16 protein-coding genes are annotated in these 16,696 nt (G+C 36.4%); 5 read left to right on the top strand and 11 right to left on the bottom strand.

Features of this window, described 5'->3' with window-relative positions; genetic code table 11:
- Window positions 1-69: 69 nt before the first annotated feature.
- From E1750_RS02720 to panB, 8 genes are all read right to left on the bottom strand, one after another.
- On the bottom strand, window positions 70-543 hold the full coding sequence (locus E1750_RS02720) for a hypothetical protein (RefSeq protein WP_133275290.1): 474 nt from the start codon (window positions 541-543) through the stop codon (window positions 70-72).
- A 73-nt stretch (window positions 544-616) separates the two neighbouring features.
- Complete coding sequence (gene ypfJ / locus E1750_RS02715; RefSeq protein WP_133275289.1) at window positions 617-1,474, bottom strand: KPN_02809 family neutral zinc metallopeptidase; 858 nt, start codon at window positions 1,472-1,474, stop codon at window positions 617-619.
- A 38-nt stretch (window positions 1,475-1,512) separates the two neighbouring features.
- Window positions 1,513-2,319: a hypothetical protein gene (locus tag E1750_RS02710; protein WP_133275288.1), complete on the bottom strand. Its 807-nt coding sequence runs from the start codon at window positions 2,317-2,319 to the stop codon at window positions 1,513-1,515.
- Window positions 2,320-2,365: 46 nt separating this feature from the next.
- A complete protein-coding gene (locus E1750_RS02705; RefSeq protein WP_133275287.1) occupies window positions 2,366-3,694 on the bottom strand; it encodes an aldehyde dehydrogenase in 1,329 nt (442 codons plus the stop codon).
- A 44-nt stretch (window positions 3,695-3,738) separates the two neighbouring features.
- The gene (locus tag E1750_RS02700; RefSeq protein ID WP_133275286.1) at window positions 3,739-4,428 is read right to left on the bottom strand and encodes an RluA family pseudouridine synthase; all 690 of its coding nucleotides are present in this window, start codon (window positions 4,426-4,428) and stop codon (window positions 3,739-3,741) included.
- Window positions 4,429-4,442: 14 nt separating this feature from the next.
- The gene (locus E1750_RS02695; protein WP_133275285.1) at window positions 4,443-5,864 is read right to left on the bottom strand and encodes an ArnT family glycosyltransferase; all 1,422 of its coding nucleotides are present in this window, start codon (window positions 5,862-5,864) and stop codon (window positions 4,443-4,445) included.
- Window positions 5,864-6,637 (bottom strand): glycosyltransferase, encoded by a 774-nt coding sequence (locus E1750_RS02690; RefSeq protein ID WP_133275284.1) that lies wholly within the window; start codon window positions 6,635-6,637, stop codon window positions 5,864-5,866. Before E1750_RS02690 ends, E1750_RS02695 begins: the two co-directional genes overlap by 1 nt.
- A gap of 44 nt (window positions 6,638-6,681) precedes the next feature.
- On the bottom strand, window positions 6,682-7,500 hold the full coding sequence (gene panB, locus E1750_RS02685; protein WP_133275283.1) for a 3-methyl-2-oxobutanoate hydroxymethyltransferase: 819 nt from the start codon (window positions 7,498-7,500) through the stop codon (window positions 6,682-6,684).
- Window positions 7,501-7,655: 155 nt separating this feature from the next.
- Between panB and E1750_RS02680 the strand changes: the two genes are divergently transcribed.
- From E1750_RS02680 to E1750_RS02670, 3 genes are all read left to right on the top strand, one after another.
- Window positions 7,656-8,768, top strand: a complete 1,113-nt coding sequence (locus tag E1750_RS02680) for a sensor histidine kinase (RefSeq protein WP_133275282.1) — start codon at window positions 7,656-7,658, stop codon at window positions 8,766-8,768.
- Window positions 8,761-9,447, top strand: a complete 687-nt coding sequence (locus E1750_RS02675) for a response regulator (protein WP_133275281.1) — start codon at window positions 8,761-8,763, stop codon at window positions 9,445-9,447. Before E1750_RS02680 ends, E1750_RS02675 begins: the two co-directional genes overlap by 8 nt.
- Before the next feature lie 101 nt (window positions 9,448-9,548).
- Window positions 9,549-11,483 carry a KUP/HAK/KT family potassium transporter gene (locus tag E1750_RS02670; RefSeq protein WP_133275280.1) on the top strand — a complete coding sequence of 645 codons (1,935 nt, stop codon included), beginning with the start codon at window positions 9,549-9,551 and terminating at the stop codon, window positions 11,481-11,483.
- 65 nt (window positions 11,484-11,548) lie between these two features.
- On the opposite strand, the gene E1750_RS02665 is transcribed toward E1750_RS02670, so the two are convergent.
- The 3 genes from E1750_RS02665 to E1750_RS02655 form a co-directional block, all read right to left on the bottom strand.
- Window positions 11,549-11,932, bottom strand: a complete 384-nt coding sequence (locus tag E1750_RS02665; RefSeq protein WP_133275279.1) for a ribosomal maturation YjgA family protein — start codon at window positions 11,930-11,932, stop codon at window positions 11,549-11,551.
- A gap of 13 nt (window positions 11,933-11,945) precedes the next feature.
- Window positions 11,946-12,917 carry a YeiH family protein gene (locus E1750_RS02660; RefSeq protein WP_133275278.1) on the bottom strand — a complete coding sequence of 324 codons (972 nt, stop codon included), beginning with the start codon at window positions 12,915-12,917 and terminating at the stop codon, window positions 11,946-11,948.
- Between the two features lie 104 nt (window positions 12,918-13,021).
- Complete coding sequence (locus tag E1750_RS02655) at window positions 13,022-14,449, bottom strand: L-serine ammonia-lyase (protein ID WP_133275277.1); 1,428 nt, start codon at window positions 14,447-14,449, stop codon at window positions 13,022-13,024.
- Between the two features lie 98 nt (window positions 14,450-14,547).
- Between E1750_RS02655 and E1750_RS02650 the strand changes: the two genes are divergently transcribed.
- Window positions 14,548-15,615: an AI-2E family transporter gene (locus tag E1750_RS02650; protein WP_133275276.1), complete on the top strand. Its 1,068-nt coding sequence runs from the start codon at window positions 14,548-14,550 to the stop codon at window positions 15,613-15,615.
- Window positions 15,616-15,882: 267 nt separating this feature from the next.
- Window positions 15,883-16,668: a sulfite exporter TauE/SafE family protein gene (locus E1750_RS02645; protein ID WP_176582349.1), complete on the top strand. Its 786-nt coding sequence runs from the start codon at window positions 15,883-15,885 to the stop codon at window positions 16,666-16,668.
- Window positions 16,669-16,696: the final 28 nt, after the last annotated feature.

Genomic DNA, 16,696 nt, shown 5'->3' with positions numbered 1-16,696 from the left:
GCGACTGGGTTTTATTTATTTACTTTCGTTTGTTGTAACGAGCCAGAGGCATCGCGCTAGCCGATGAGATTATTTTATCTTTGACCAGTTTAATTTAAAAAAGGCAACTATTTCATTACTAATTAACACATTTGATTTTAATCTTAAATTTTTATTATAAAGAGTAGCTTTTTTAACTTTCAAAGTGTCTTTTTGAATTTTTTCAGCTTTATTTATTTTGAACGTTCTATATGTAGTTTTGTATTCACACACAATAACATTATCTATTATTTTCCAAGTTCCTTGTTTTAATATTATTCCTGGTTCTCCCCAAGTTAAAGAGTCTTGATCTCGTAGAAATGAATTGCAAAATATTTTTAATGTATTTTTCTTTCCAAAACACCTTATTTCCCCCGAACCATAGGTATTCATATTAGAATTATCCCAAGATATTGAAGATGTATAGAATTGATTTTTTGAAATAATATCCTCAATTGGAGATTCTCTACGACAACTGCTAATTATTATTGCTGTCAGAATGATTGTAAATAATATTTTTTTCATCTCTATAATGAGTAATACTAATGTTTGAGCCTCTGTTGGTATAACTGAATTCAGAGTGAACCGTTTAATTTATCTAATCCACCTCCGCAAAAGTATCTCCTTTTCGAATATCACCCGATTTGAAACCGCGATTGAACCAATACATTCTTTGCTCAGAAGTTCCGTGGGTGAAGGAATCGGGAACGACTTGTCCCTGCATTTTTTTCTGGATGGCATCGTCACCTACAGCATTGGCAGCGCTTAAGGCTTCTTCGATATCGCCGGGTTCTAACATTGCATTTTTATTTTCGTTGTAATGGGTCCAAAGTCCTGCATAGAAATCGGCTTGCAATTCTAGGGCGACGGATAATTTATTGGCTTCAGCTTCACTTTTTCCTTGTTGTAATTGACGCATTTTTGAAGAAGTGCCTAAAATAGTTTGAATGTGATGTCCAAATTCGTGTGCCAAAACATAAGCTACGGCAAAATCGCCACCTTCGGCACCAAATTTTGTTCTCAATTCTTCAAAGAAAGACATATCCATATAAATAATTTTGTCACCGGGACAATAAAAAGGTCCTGAAGCGGAACTCGCGCCACCACAAGCCGTTTGCACTTGACCACTAAATAAAACGAGTTTTGGAGCTTCAAATTCAAGGTTGTTTTCTTGGAATATTTTGGTCCAAATGTCTTCATTGTCTGCCAAAAGGGTTTTTATAAATTCCTGTTCTTTCAATTCTTCGGGAGTTAAGGCTCTTTCTTCAGTTGGTGCTGCTTGTCCTTGGGTTTGCTGCAGAATATTGCCAATCATTTGGCCGTTTTCGCCACCAAAAGCATTCAATAGTAAGATCACTATTCCCAAAACACCGCCACCAAGAATGGCTTTTCCACCACCCGACATTCCTCTTCTGTCATCGACATTGTCACTTTGACGTCTTCCTATCCATTTCATAATTTATCTTTATTTAGTTAGTATTACTATTTTAAAAATTAATTTTCAGATTCTGTTATTTCTTCTATTTCAATGACTTCATCTATACCAAAGATGGTCTTGTAGATTACATAAGTCATCGAATACATAAATGGCCAAGTAAAAAAGATCCCAAAACAAAAGCCAAATATTCCCAATAGGGCCCCAATTCCAGCGACAATCAGCAGTCCTAAAAGTACCAGTGGTTGTTTTGATACAATAATAATACTGGATTTAATGGCTTCGGAAACATTTAGGTTTCCAAAAACAATCAGCGGAATAGTCAAAAATGTGAGAAAGGAAACCAACATCGTTGTTACAGTTCCAACAAAACTTAAGCCTGCATATTCAAGCAGCATTGCTAGCCCAGTTCCCACTAAAGAAATAATAAATACTGAAACCACAATGGGTAAAAAATAGGGTGATTTATAATACGAAAACATAGTCGATACGTGAAATTCTTCCCCTTTTTCGCCACAATAAGCCATTTTTAAAAATCCTGACATAAATGGCGTTATGAGGGCAGAATACAAAATTAATCCTGCATTGAGTGGTAAAGCTACCTCTAAAGGCATCACTTTCAATTGAGAAAATTCTTTTAATGTATTGGCAAAATGCTCTAGATTTTCAACTCCAATGTAGGAAACTAGTGCGGTCATCATACCAATTGCAGATAAAATAGAAAAAACTAAAAGTATCAAGCCCGCGTAGAGGGCTATTTTTTTATAATTTTCGAAAGCACTTTCGAAAACTGTTGCGAAATCAAGTTGGTATCCGTTGCGTTTTACTTCTTCCAGTCGGTCGTTCTTTGGTTTAGTGTTTTGCATTTTTTGGTTTTAAATTAAAGTTTGTTTTCGTTAATACCAGCTCAATTTAAAGCCAGCGCAATATTTTTTTAATTGTTCCTAATTTGTCTTGATAGGGTGCGTATCGAAACGGTAAATCTAAAAAGTTTGATTTTTTTAAAATACTTTTTTTATGCGAAAAGGTGTCAAAACTCAAAATTCCGTGATAGGCGCCAATTCCGCTATGTCCAACACCACCAAATGGTAATCTTTTATTCGAGAAATGGACCATCGTATCGTTGACACAACCGCCTCCAAACGAATATTTTTGAATCATATGTTTAGAGAAAATTCGGTTTTCGGTAAATATATAGAATGCCAATGGTTTTTCGAATTTGGAAATGATGTTTTCGATTTCAGCTTCGGTTGAGTAAGTCAAAATGGGTAGAATAGGGCCAAATATTTCGTCTTTCATAATCTCCGTGTCCAATGAAGTTTCCTCGATAATTGTAGGGGAGATGTAGCAATTTTCACTATCGCTTTTACCACCAAAAATTACTTTTTCGGGCTCAATCTTATCGACCAATCGCTGCCAGTTTTTGCGATTTACAATTCTTGCATAATCAGGTGATTTGCTCGGATCTTCGCCATACGCTTTGGTAATTTGTTTTTTTAAATAATCGACAAAATGACTTTTCATATCCTTTTGAATCAAAATGTAGTCGGGGGCAATGCACGTTTGGCCGGCATTCATAAATTTACCCCAAACTATTCTTTTGGCTGCGAGTTTCAAATTGGCCGTTTCGTCAATGATACAGGGGTTTTTACCACCCAATTCTAAGGTTACAGGCGTAAGATTTTCAGCAGCGGCTTTGGCAACAATTTTCCCCACGGCGACACTGCCTGTAAAAAAGATATAATCCCAACGCTTCGAAAGCAATTCCTGCGCCACTTCAATTCCGCCTTCGATGACATTGACATCTTTTTTGATGAAAACTTTAGCCATTATTTTTTCGATTATTTCCGAGGTTTTAGGCGTCAGTTCAGAAGGTTTTAGCACAACTTGATTACCCGCTGCAAAGGCTGAAATCACTGGGCAAAGCGCCAATTGAAAGGGATAATTCCAAGGTGAAATTATCAAAACTTTGCCGTAAGGTTCTTTATAAATATAATCTTTGGAAGGGAAATTGAGCAGGGAAGGGAATACTCTTTTGGGTTTTGCCCATTTGCTAAGGTTTTTTATGGTTTCTTTTAATTCAGCAATTACGTAACCTGTTTCAGAAATCACCGTTTCGAAGGCTGGTTTTTTGAAATCGAAATACAAAGCATCGATGATTTCTTTTTCGTGAATGATAATCTCATTCAGCAACTTAGTCAAAGTTTCTTTTCTGAAATTAATGTTGGTTTTGGGTTCCATAATCTAAGACTTAAATGAAGTCCTAAAGATACATTTTTTTCAAATTAAATGGCATTCCAAATCACATCATTTGGCACAGGAGCCACAATGATAACATTTTCTTTAGAAACGGGATGAATAAAAACCAGTTTCCGAGCGTGAAGATGAATTCCGCCATCAGGATTTGATCGGTCGAAACCGTATTTCAAATCGCCTTTTATAGGTGAACCAATAGCCGAAAGTTGCGCGCGAATTTGGTGGTGTCTTCCCGTATGAAGATTGATTTCCAAGGCAAAATAGTTGTTCAGCTCTTTGATAATTTTATAATCCAAACTGGCTAATTTGCTTTCGGGAACTTCTTTTGTATGCGCTTTTGAAGTATTGTTTTTTTCGTTCCTTTTCAGGTAATGAACAAGTTTGTCTTCGGAATTTTGAGGTTTATTTTTTACGATTGCCCAGTAGGTTTTCTGGGTTTCGCGATTGCTGAACAATTCGTTCATTCGAGTCAAAGCCTTGCTAGTTCTAGCAAAAACTACAATTCCTGTAGTGGGTCTGTCCAATCTGTGAACTACTCCCAAGAAAACTTCTCCGGGTTTGTTGTATTTGTCTTTGATGTATTCTTTGACCACATCTGACAAAGGTTTGTCGCCCGTTTTGTCGCCTTGCACCAAATCGCCCACACGCTTGTTCACCACTATTAAATGATTGTCCTCGTGCAGAATTTGTAGGTTATTTTTATTGGAAAGAGTTTTCATCAAATATAGACTTCTTATTTAGTGACAAAAATAGAAGTTTTGAAATTACTTTGGGTCAATGTCATCGTTTCCTGCTGTTTTTTTGAAATTTCTTTAATTTCTTTATTTTGAATTACAAAAAATAGCTTTTTATGTAACTTTTGAACCGAATCTAATTGCTTTTCCGTTTTTACCACTTGAACTTTCCCACGGGTATAAAATTGACCTGAATAATGCTTGTTTTTCCAATAATAAATGGGAATTTCGTTGTTTTCAGAGGTTGCTTTGATTTCTCTCAAAAGATATTTATCCGAATTCATTTGATGGTCTAATTTCCCTGTAGCAAATAAGGCAAAATAGGCAATAAAAACTACCGCTGGGAAAAATAATGCCGTATTGATTAGCAGTTTTTTTCGAGTAAAATCGTTCCAAAAATACACCACTAAAAACATAATTGGCATCGCAGATGGAAGCAAATACGTATGCAAAATATTACTGGAAATTGTAAAAAACAGTGGTGTCCAAAAGGCCCAAGCTATCAAAAAGGAAACCCAATTGTTTTTGAAAATGGTGGCTTTATTTTTCCATAATTTAAACAAAACAAGCAGAATCCACGGAAACATAAATCCAATCATTAGTAACCAAATCATTCCTTTGGGTTGCGAGTGGCCACTGCCGTATAAGTCCCCTTTCCAGCCGGGTTCAAGAAAGCGTTTGTAATGTTCGCCCACAATAAAATAATCCAGAAAACCGGGCGATTCTTGCTCGCAAAAGTAATACCAAGGAAGGGCGATTACCGCTGTAATACAAAGTCCAAATAGGATTGAAAATTTAGAAAAAACGGCTTTAAATCTTTGAATATCCAGGCAACACCATAAAAATAAAGGCGGAAAAGTAAGCACCGTAATTAGCGGTCCTTTAGCCAAAAATCCAAACCCTAGAGCGATAAAAAACAGATAATTCCAGTAGGTTTTGGTTTCGCTTTGCATCGTTTTCCAAAAGGAAATCATCATTAGGGTGATACAAAATTCAAGCGAAGTATCGGTTGAGACCACACCTGTATGTATCAGGAATTCAGGCATTGTTAGCAAAATAAAACCGGGAAGATAAAAGGAATATCCTTCTTTTTTGACCATTTTTCCGGCAATGATTATTAGGATGACACTCAATAAAAAAGAGGGAAATCGAGAGGCAAATTCGTTTACACCAAACACTTCAAAACTTCCCGCAGACAACCAAGTAGATAAAGGTGGTTTTGCCCAAAATGGTACTCCATAATCTATTTGCAAAACAATCCATTGCTGCGTTTCTTGCATAATTCGAGCAATTTCGGCATAGCGCGATTCTGTTTTATCTAATAACGGAATAGTGATAGTGAGTAACAATCTAAAAATCAAGATGGCTATCACTGAAATCGATAGTATTTTAGAATTGTTTTTTAGCTTTTCTGAAATCATTAGTTGAGATTGGATTGGGATAAATTCTTTTCAATTTTTTTGTATTCCTGTCTAATTTGAAACAAATCAAACCAAAGTTTAAATCCGTAGCTCAGTTTTACTTTTGAATCGCCTTTTTCAACCCATAATTTTAATGGGATTTCGAGCATTTTTTGAATGGCTTTTTCTCTTCCAAAAAGTAGTATCATGCGGTAGAAAATTTCTACATCGAACAACCATTTTGAAATAAATTCTTTTTCAAAAAGTTGTTCTGAAATATCTCTGGTAAAAAGTTTTGAACCACATTGGGTGTCATACACTTTGATGTCGAGGATATTCGAAATGAAAGTTGCTATGACTCTTCCTATCAAAAATCGACTGTTTTCACGTTCAATAATAGAACCAATTTTCCGAATTCGAGAGCCAAAACTAAACACGATTTCGCCTTGCAAATAATTTCTAAGGTCGATAAATTCTTCTAAAGTCGTCGCTAAATCCGCATCGAGATAGCCAATGTACTGGTGTTTGAAATTGAAATTACAATACTGAATTCCAGCACGAACCGCCTCAGCCTTGCCCGAATTATTTTTTAAAGAAAGAATGTGAATTTGTGTGGGATGCTTTTCTTTCAATGCTTTCAAAACGCCAACAGTATTGTCTTTGGAACCATCATTCACAAAACAAATTAATACCTCGGGATTGTTATTCAAAAAATTAGAATATTCACTATTCGAAATTCCTTTTTCCTCGTTGTAACAGGGAATAACAATCGTGGTATTGAAAGATGTTGACATATAAAATAGTTTGGTTAAAAAGGAATTTGAATAAAAGCTACGTATTAATACTGCTCTTTTTCATTAGGAAAATCACAAGATTTCACATCGGCTACATATTGCCCAATAGCAGTAGTCATTTCTTCGTATAAATTCAAATAGCGACGCAAAAATCGAGGGCTAAATTCATTATTCATTCCCAACATATCGTGAATCACTAATACTTGGCCGTCAACGCCACCACCAGCGCCGATCCCAATTACAGGAATCGAAATGCTTTGGGCTACTTTTTGGGCCAATTCCGCGGGAACTTTTTCAATAACAATAGCAAAACAGCCTAGTTTTTCGAGGAGTTTAGCATCTTCAATCAGTTTTTCGGCTTCTTCTTCTTCTTTGGCACGAACGGTATAGGTTCCGAATTTATAAATAGACTGTGGGGTTAAACCCAAATGCCCCATTACTGGAATGCCAGCGTTCAATATTCGTTTGATGGATTCTTTGATTTCGCTTCCACCTTCTAGTTTTACAGCGTGTCCACCACTTTCTTTCATAATTCTGATGGCAGAACGCAAGGCTTCTTTCGGATCCGATTGGTAGCTTCCGAAAGGCAAATCAACCACGACCAAGGCGCGATAAATGGCGCGAACAACTCCAGAGGCGTGATAAATCATTTGGTCTAAAGTAATCGGCAAAGTAGTTTCGTGACCCGCCATCACATTCGAGGCGGAATCACCAACAAGAATGACATCGATACCAGCAGCATCAACAATTTTTGCCATAGAGAAATCGTAAGCCGTAAGCATCGAGATTTTCTGCCCATCGGCTTTCATTTCGATGAGTGACTTTGTGGTAATTCGCTTGTAATCTTTTTTGGCTACTGACATTTTTAAAGAAGTTTAATTTAGAGTGCAAAATTAGTTAAATTAAACATAAATCTGACAATCAAAAAATCTTTATAAAATCTTTATGTAATGGGTGTTTATATTATAAAATACTTACAGCATATCATTTAACTTTGCATTGTTAATAAGGAAGTATTATGAAAACTATTTTAAGTCCATTAAAAATAAAGAATCAATATTTGATTTGTATAGCATCAGTAGGTCTTGTAGCTTCTTTGTGTCTGTTTACACGAGATTTTTTAGATCATAAAATCGTAGGTTATCTTTTGTTGGTTGTGGTTTCTTTATTAGCTATGTTTTTGGATATTATCCCTGTGTTATTGAGTGCTGTTTTTAGCGCATTGATACTGAATTTCTTCTTCATTCAACCGTATTATACTCTTCATATTTACAGTACAGAGGATGCGTTACTACTGATTTTGTTTTTCATTATAGCACTTATAAATGGAGTTCTTACCCATAAAATTAGGAAAGCCGAAAAAAAATTACAGATCAAAGAAGTTCGAGTAAATACGATGAAATTGTACAATGCTTTGCTGGATTCCTTGTCACACGAATTGCGAACTCCAATTTCGGCTATTATGGGTGCAATTGATACCATTCAAAGTGAAACAGTTAGTATTTCTGAAGAAAATAAAGGAAAATTATATACAGAAATTGAGAAAGCATCGTTGCGATTGAATCATCAGGTTGAGAATTTGTTGAATATGTCCAGATTGGAATCAGGAGTGATTCAGCCCAAAATAGATTGGTGTGATTTGAAGGAATTAATTTATAAAGTATTGAATCATTTGAAAGAAGATTTACAGTTCCATAAAGTTATGGTCAATGTTGATGATACATTACCGCTTTTCAAATTGGACTATGGTTTGACGGAGCAAATTATTTACAACTTACTATTTAATGCTTCGCAATACACCCCGAAAGGAGCTCAAATAAATATTAAAGTCGAATACAATCCTGATGTAGAATTTGATTACAATCCAGAAAAAATAATGCCCTGTGTTATCACCATTTCCGATGATGGAATAGGTTTTCCACAAGAGGAAATAGAGAAAGTATTTGATAAATTTTACAGATTACAAAATTCAAAAACAGGTGGGACAGGATTAGGGTTATCAATCGTAAAAGGATTTGTAGAAGCACAAAACGGCACAATAAAATTAGAAAATAGGGAAGAAGGCGGTTCTGTCTTTACCATTAGTTTTCCAGCATTAGTTATGAATACCAAAGAAATATCAAATGAGTAATCAAGCCGAAATATTAGTCATTGACGATGAAGTTCAAATTCGAAAGTTGCTCGAAATCAACTTAGATTCCAATGGATATAAAACTTTTTTTGCCGCAAATGCAAAAGAAGGACTTTTAGCAGCAGCCAATTATCAACCCGATTTGATTATTTTGGATTTAGGTTTACCTGACGAAGATGGGCAGGTCGTTTTGAAGCGGTTAAGGGAATGGTTTACGAATCCAATTATCATTTTGACTGTAAAAAATTCCGAGGAAGAAATCGTCACCGCATTAGATAGTGGGGCAAATGATTATTTGACTAAACCATTTCGTACACAAGAGTTGTTGGCGAGGATTCGTACTGCTTTACGAAATTTAGTGCAGAAGGAAAATGAACCAATAATCCAATTTGGCGATGTTTCGATTGACTTTACTTCGAGGGTGGTGAAATTGAAAGCCGAAATTTTAAAACTCACCGTCACGGAATATAATTTGCTTTCCATTTTAGTCAAGAATGAAGGTCGAGTCTTGACACATCACTATTTGCTAAAAGAAGTTTGGGGTAACAGCTACTCGGACCAAACACAATACTTACGGGTTTTCGTTGCACAACTTCGCAAAAAAATTGAAGAAGATCCCAACCGACCCAAATTTATCATTACCGAATCAGGTGTGGGGTATCGCTTCAATACCAGCTAAAAATTAACCAATTTTATTAAAAAAAACTTCAATTGTAATGAACAAAATCATTGCGAAGAGGATTTCTATGTCTAAAAATTAATATCAAAATTTAAAATAAAATGAATAAATCAACCCTTCAAAAAGTTAGTGCAGCTTCACTTTTGGTTGCCTTGGGAATTATATACGGCGACATTGGGACGAGTCCGTTATATGTTATGAAAGCCATTATTGGCGAAAGAGAAATATCCGAATTGTTAGTCTATGGTGGTATTTCCTGTATTTTCTGGACGCTTACTTTTCAAACTACATTCAAATATATTTTGTTGACACTATCGGCGGATAATCACGGGGAAGGCGGTGTTTTTTCGCTCTACGCCTTGGTAAAACGATTTGGTAAAGGAAAATTAGTAATTCCAACCATTCTTGGTGCCACGACACTTTTGGCAGACGGAATTATTACACCACCCATTTCGGTAGCTTCTGCTGTGGAAGGTTTGGCGGCTGTCTTTCCTGAAATTCCAATACTTCCTATAGTGATTGCCATTTTATCGGCCTTGTTCTTTTTTCAACGATTTGGCACACAAAAAGTAGGTTTCTTTTTTGGACCTGCAATGGTAGTTTGGTTCTCGATGCTTTTTATATTGGGATTCGTCCAAATATTAGAACATCCGTCCATTTTAAAAGCTTTAAATCCTGTTTATGCTTATGAATTATTAGTCGAATATCCACACGGTTTTTGGTTGTTGGGAGCGGTATTTTTGTGTACAACAGGGGCAGAGGCTTTGTATTCTGACTTAGGACATTGCGGAAAAAACAACATTAGAATTACTTGGCTATTTGTCAAAATTGCTTTAGTTGTGAACTATTTAGGGCAAGCTTCTTGGCTGATGACGCAAGGAAATGCATTTCTCGAAGGGAGAAATCCTTTTTATACCATAATGCCACAATGGTTTTTACTTTCGGGAGTAATTATTGCCACTTTTGCTGCTATTATTGCCTCTCAAGCTTTGATTAGTGGTTCCTATACGTTAATAAATGAGGCGATGTCACTTAATTTTTGGCCCCGTGTGACGATGCGAAATCCAACTAATTTGAAGGGACAAATCTACATTCCATCAGTAAATACCATTCTTTGGATAGGTTGTATTTTGATGATTTTGTATTTCAAAAATTCTTCGAATATGGAAGCGGCTTATGGTTTTTCTATCACAATTGCTATGTTGATGACCACCGTCTTGCTAAATTATTATCTGATTTACATTCGAAAAATGAACCGAATTTTGATAACCTTGATTATAAGTGTTTTTGTTGTTATTGAAATTGCTTTCTTTATTGCCAATATTGTAAAAATAAAAGAACGATGGATGTTTTTGTTCTTTGAACTTTTTATTTTCTTGACGATGTATGCTTGGTTTTTTGCCAGAAAAATAAATAATAGGTTTTTGAAATTTACTAATTTGGCAGAACACACCCAACAACTTCAGGAACTAAGTAACGACGATACAATTCCAAAATATGCCACCCATTTAATTTACCTGTCAAAAGCAGATAAAAATTATGAGGTGGAAGAAAAAATTATGAAATCTATTTTCTCCAAAAAGCCAAAAAGAGCTGATGTTTACTGGTTTTTTCACATCAATAGGACCAATGAACCATTTACCTTGAATTATGAAGTAATCGAATTATTGGACGATAAAGTAATCAAAATTATCTTGAATATTGGTTTTAGAATCCAACCCAAAGTAGAATTGTATTTCAAAAAAATTGTTCAAAATTTGGTTAAAAATAAGGAGTTAAGTTTGCATATTCGCCCAGATGGCTCTACAAAATACAATGCAGAACCCGATTTTAAATTCATTATTTTGGAAAAATTCTTGTCTGTCGAAAATGAGTTTACCATTAAGGATTCTCTGTTGTTGAACTCTTATTATATGCTCAAAAATTGTTCGCTTTCAGACACAAGAGCATTCGGATTGGATAAAAGCGATGTAGAAATCGAAGAAGTCCCTTTCGTTTATCAACCCATTCAAAATTTGGAATTGGAGAGGAAGTAGATTTCAGGTGGCAGATTTCAGATTAAGAATATTTAAACATCTTAACTGGAATCTGTCCTATTTAATTAAGTTGTACTTTTAAGTTTATTAATCCAAGTAAAATCAATCAAAAACGCCATTATAACTCCAAGAGTATAATAACCCAAATCACTCCATAGAAAACCTTGCCCCAAGACATAATGTCCGAATGTGGTTCTTCTAATAGCCAACATCCAGTCGGCATTATAAAGTTGCAGAAACTCGATGGCAAAGCAAATCAGCAAAGAAAGAAATGCTGTCATTTTTAAACTTATATGTATGAGGAACATTCGCAGTCCAAAATAAACCATCACAGCATAAAGGATATCACCAAAAAACGCTGGAATTCCGTCTATTTTTCGGGAAGTTATGCCAAGAGCGATTACCACTAGCGTTAAGATGAAATAGGGTATTCGACTGTTTTTTTGCATTATTATTTTCAAATCAAATCAATGAAATTATTGCCCATAAAGTCCCGGCAGAGATAACCATCCAGAGCGCAATACCTTGCACTAAGGGTTTGAAACCCACCGAAACTAATACTTTTCGAGACAAACCACAGCCAATTAGAAACAGCGTTAGGGTCAAAGTGGCCTTTGCAAAACCTGTAATATAATGACTGAAATCTTGAATCAAGGGGACATACGTATTCGCTATCATTGCCAAAATAAACAGTCCGATGAAATAAGGTATTTTGATTTTAGTTTCTTTATTTTTGAAAATAAAGGTCGATAAAAGTGCAATAGGAATAATCCATAACGCTCGGGCTAATTTTACAGTTGTGGCCACTTCTAGCGCGTGAGTACCATATTTTCCAGCGGCTCCCACCACAGAACTCGTGTCGTGAATTGCGATGGCGCACCACAATCCAAACTGACTTTCAGATAAATTCAGGTAATGTCCAATAAATGGAAAAATAACCAAGGCCACCGAATTCAGGATGAAAATAGTTCCCAATGCCACCGATATTTGTTTTTCATTGGCTTTGATAACCGGTGAAATGGCAGCAATAGCACTTCCGCCACAAATAGCGGTTCCTGAGGCAATTAGAAAGGATATTTTTTCTTCTATTTTAAGGACTTTTCCCAAGAAAACACCTAGAATTAGAGTGCCGATAATCGAAATTATCGTCAGGGTGAAGCCTTCCTTACCAGCTTGCAGCGCACTGTGCACATTCATCCCAAAGCCCAGTCCCACAACTGAAACCTGCAATAAAATATGGGTTGCTTTGTGATTTAAATTCAAATAGGGGTGACCAATAAATTGAGCGATAACCAATCCCATCAATAACGCGATGGGCGGAGAAATTAAGGGCGACAAGCATAAAACTACAAAAAACATAAAGATAACCTCACGTGTGGTGATGGTTTTATCTAAGATGCTTTTTTTAGGGGGATTTTCATTGGGAGTCGTCATTTTCTTTCCGTTTTTTTAAAGGTACAAAGGACAGCAAAAATCGGTTAATGCAGCAATTGAATTTTTCAAAAAATAGTTTATTTGTGATTTTTTTGTATTATGCGCTAACAATCGGCCATATTCACGGCAACAGCTAAACCGCCTTCGGAAGTTTCTTTGTATTTGTTGTTCATATCTTTGGCGGTTTGCCACATCGTATCAATGACTTTGTCTAATGGCACTTTGGCATTTTTCGGGTCGGTTTCTAAAGCTAATTCGGCAGCGTTTATGGCTTTGATAGCGCCCATCGTATTTCTTTCGATGCACGGAATTTGAACTAAACCGCCAATAGGATCACAGGTCAATCCCAAATGATGTTCCATTGCAATTTCTGCAGCCATCAACACTTGCGCTGGTGTTCCGCCCATCAATTCGCAAAGTGCCGCAGCTGCCATAGCTGATGAAACGCCGATTTCTGCCTGACAACCACCCATTGCTGCCGAAATGGTTGACCCTTTTTTGAAAATACTGCCAATTTCTCCGGCAACCATCAGGAATTGTTTGATTTCCTTTTCGCCAGCCTTGTGATTTTCGATAACCAAATAATACATTAAAACGGCTGGAATAACTCCTGCACTTCCGTTAGTTGGAGCGGTTACGACACGTCCCAAGGCAGCATTGACTTCATTGACCGCCAAGGCAAAACACGAAACCCATTTCAGGATTTGTCTGAATTTCACTTCGGTCAGGCGAATTTGTTCCAACCAAGATTGTGGCGAATCGTAATGGGCTTCGCCAATGAGGTGTTGGTGCATATCGAAGGCTCTTCGGCGCACATTTAATCCGCCGGGAAGAATTCCTTCGGAATGGCAACCCGTGTACATACACTCGAGCATAGTGTTCCAAATGCGCATTAATTCCTGATGAATTTGGGCTTCGGTACGCATCGATTTTTCGTTTTCATAAACAATTTCCGAAATGCTTTTGTTTTGATCGATGGTATAACGTATCAATTCGTCGGCATTTTGAATCGGAAACGGAAAGGCACATTTTATTTGCAGTTTTTTCTTGGCATTGACACGCTCTTCTACTACAACAAATCCACCACCGATGGAGTAGTAGGTCGATGAATATTCAGTAGTATCAAGTAAATTAGCCGTAAAAGTCAATCCATTTGCGTGAAAAGGGAGGAAGTTTTTATTGAAAATGATATCTTCTTCAATTAGAAAGGGAATTTCTATTTCATTACCTAATTTTAGAATGTGTTTCTCTTTAATTGCTGTAATTATGGAGTCAATATTCTGAATTGGAATATATTCAGGGTCTTGACCCGAAAGCCCTAACATTATGGCTAGATCGGTAGCATGGCCTTTGCCGGTCAAGGAAAGTGAACCGTACAAATTTACTTTGATGAAATCTACAAGTTTAAATTTGTTAGTGCTTCGCAATTCTGACAAAAAACGTTCGGCTGCTCTCCAAGGGCCAAGAGTGTGTGAACTCGAGGGGCCAACACCAATTTTTAGCATATCAAAAACCGAAATACATTCTTCCATTAGAACCAATTTAGTGACACAAATATAGCAGATTGTACGCTATTATTTCCTTGTACTTTTATATATTTACATAATATTAATTCCAAAAATTTGTACAAATGGAACCGGATCAATCGAAGTCAGCAAAAATTAATTTTGAAAAAATAGTAGATACCCTCATTCGATTGGGTATTTTAGGTGTTTTATTGCTGTGGTGTTTTGATATTTTGAGACCGTTCTTTCTTATTTTAGTTTGGGCAGTTGTTATCGCGATTGCGATTTTTCCGGTGCATAATTTTTTTGTAAAAGTATTTAGAGGCAGGCGAATTTTTGCCGTAATTGTATTGACTTTATTGATGTTGAGCGTGATTATTGTGCCTAGCGGACTGATTATTTATTCTTTGTATGAAGGGATAAATCATTTTCGCGAATTGTTTAATTCAGGTGAGCATTTAATTCCACCTCCGGGAGGGACAACCGCTAATTGGCCAGATATTACTAAGCCAATCGTGGATATTTGGCAGTTGGCCTCCGACAATTTACAGGCCACAGTGTTGAAGTATTCGGAACAAATCAAAGAGTACGGTTCCATTTTTTTATCCGCATTAGCAGGAATTGGTCAAGGAATAATCTCCTTCGTTGCATCGATAATTATAGCCGGTGTTTTGTTAATTTATGCAGATTCTTCAGAAGCAGTAACCAAAAAAATATTTGTAAAATTAGTGGGCAAAAATAGCGATAATTTTGCTCAAATTACAGTGCTTACGATTCGAAATGTGGTCAAAGGTATTCTTGGCGTAGCAGTGATTCAAGCTTCAATGGCTGGAATTGGTTTTTTTATCGCAGGAGTTCCCTTTGCTGGTTTGTGGACCATTCTGTGTCTGATTTTGGCTATTGTACAAGTCGGAGTTGGACCGATCGCAATTCCAGTGGCTATTTATATGTTTTCGGTTTCAGATACGACTACAGCAGTGATTTTGGCGATTTGGTTGGGAATAACACTTTTGATGGATAATGTTCTTAAACCGATTCTTTTAGGGAGAAATGCACCCGCTCCGATGCTTGTTATTTTTATTGGTTCTATCGGAGGCTTTTTATACAATGGTTTTATAGGCTTGTTTCTTGGGGCGATTGTACTCACTATCGGATACACGCTTTTTATGTCTTGGTTGGATACCGAAAATTGATTTTTGTAAAAAAAAATTCTACTTGTGAATTTGTTAGAGTGCTGTAACCTAGTTTGGTTACAGCAGTATTTTTTTGTCTAATTACTTGCTGTTTTTATTCTTCTATTTCTCAAAATCTGAGATTATAGAGCTAGTCTCGTTCTTCTGATTTTCAAATCTAAGCTTTTGCTTTAATTTGTTTTTTATAAATTCAAAATCTATTTAAAAAATATTAATTTTTTTATTGTATTCTATTGCAATTACTATACATTTGCAAAAAATAATACAATGTCTATGGATTTAGTAGGGTTAATAATTGCAGGATTGGTAGTTGGCTTTATAGTGGGGATGACGGGAGTAGGTGGAGGTTCATTGATGACCCCAATTTTATTATGGTTTGGAATTCCCCCATCTACTGCGGTGGGCACTGATTTGTTGTACGCTGCCATTACAAAATCCGGCGGTATTTATGTTCATAATAAGAAAAAAAATATCAATTGGACGATTACAGCTTGGCTTACGCTAGGTAGCGTTCCTGCGGCTTTACTGACTTTGTGGCTACTGCATTATTTGAAAACTGATTTAGATGTTTTGAATAAAATCATTAAATACAGCTTAGGTTGGGCTTTATTATTTACCTCAATAGCCATTGTATTCAAAAAACGATTGTTGGCATTTTCGCAGAAACATGCCGGCGATAAATTTCACAGCGAAAGCAAAACACAAAATTTCTTGACAGTGGCAATCGGCGTGATGCTTGGGGCAACGGTCACACTCACTTCGATTGGCGCAGGCGCGTTGGGAACGGTTACTTTGTTTTTTCTTTATCCGCTTTTGCCGACCCCCAAATTGGTAGGAACGGAGATTGCGCACGCTGTTCCTTTGACCTTAGTGGCTGGATTGGGTCACGCCTCGATGGGAAATCTGGACTTTAATGTTTTAGGGCATTTATTGTTGGGGTCTTTACCAGGCATTTATTTAGGCAGTTTACTCAGTGGAAAATTGCCCGATTTATTGCTTAGAAATGCCATCGCAATGATGTTATTTTACGTTGGTTTCAAGTTGGTTGTTTAACCCAGAATCCGCATTAGAAATCTACTGC

Source organism: Flavobacterium nackdongense (assembly GCF_004355225.1).
GTDB classification, from domain to species: Bacteria; Bacteroidota; Bacteroidia; order Flavobacteriales; family Flavobacteriaceae; genus Flavobacterium; species Flavobacterium nackdongense.
This window is presented reverse-complemented; position numbering and strand designations above follow the sequence as displayed.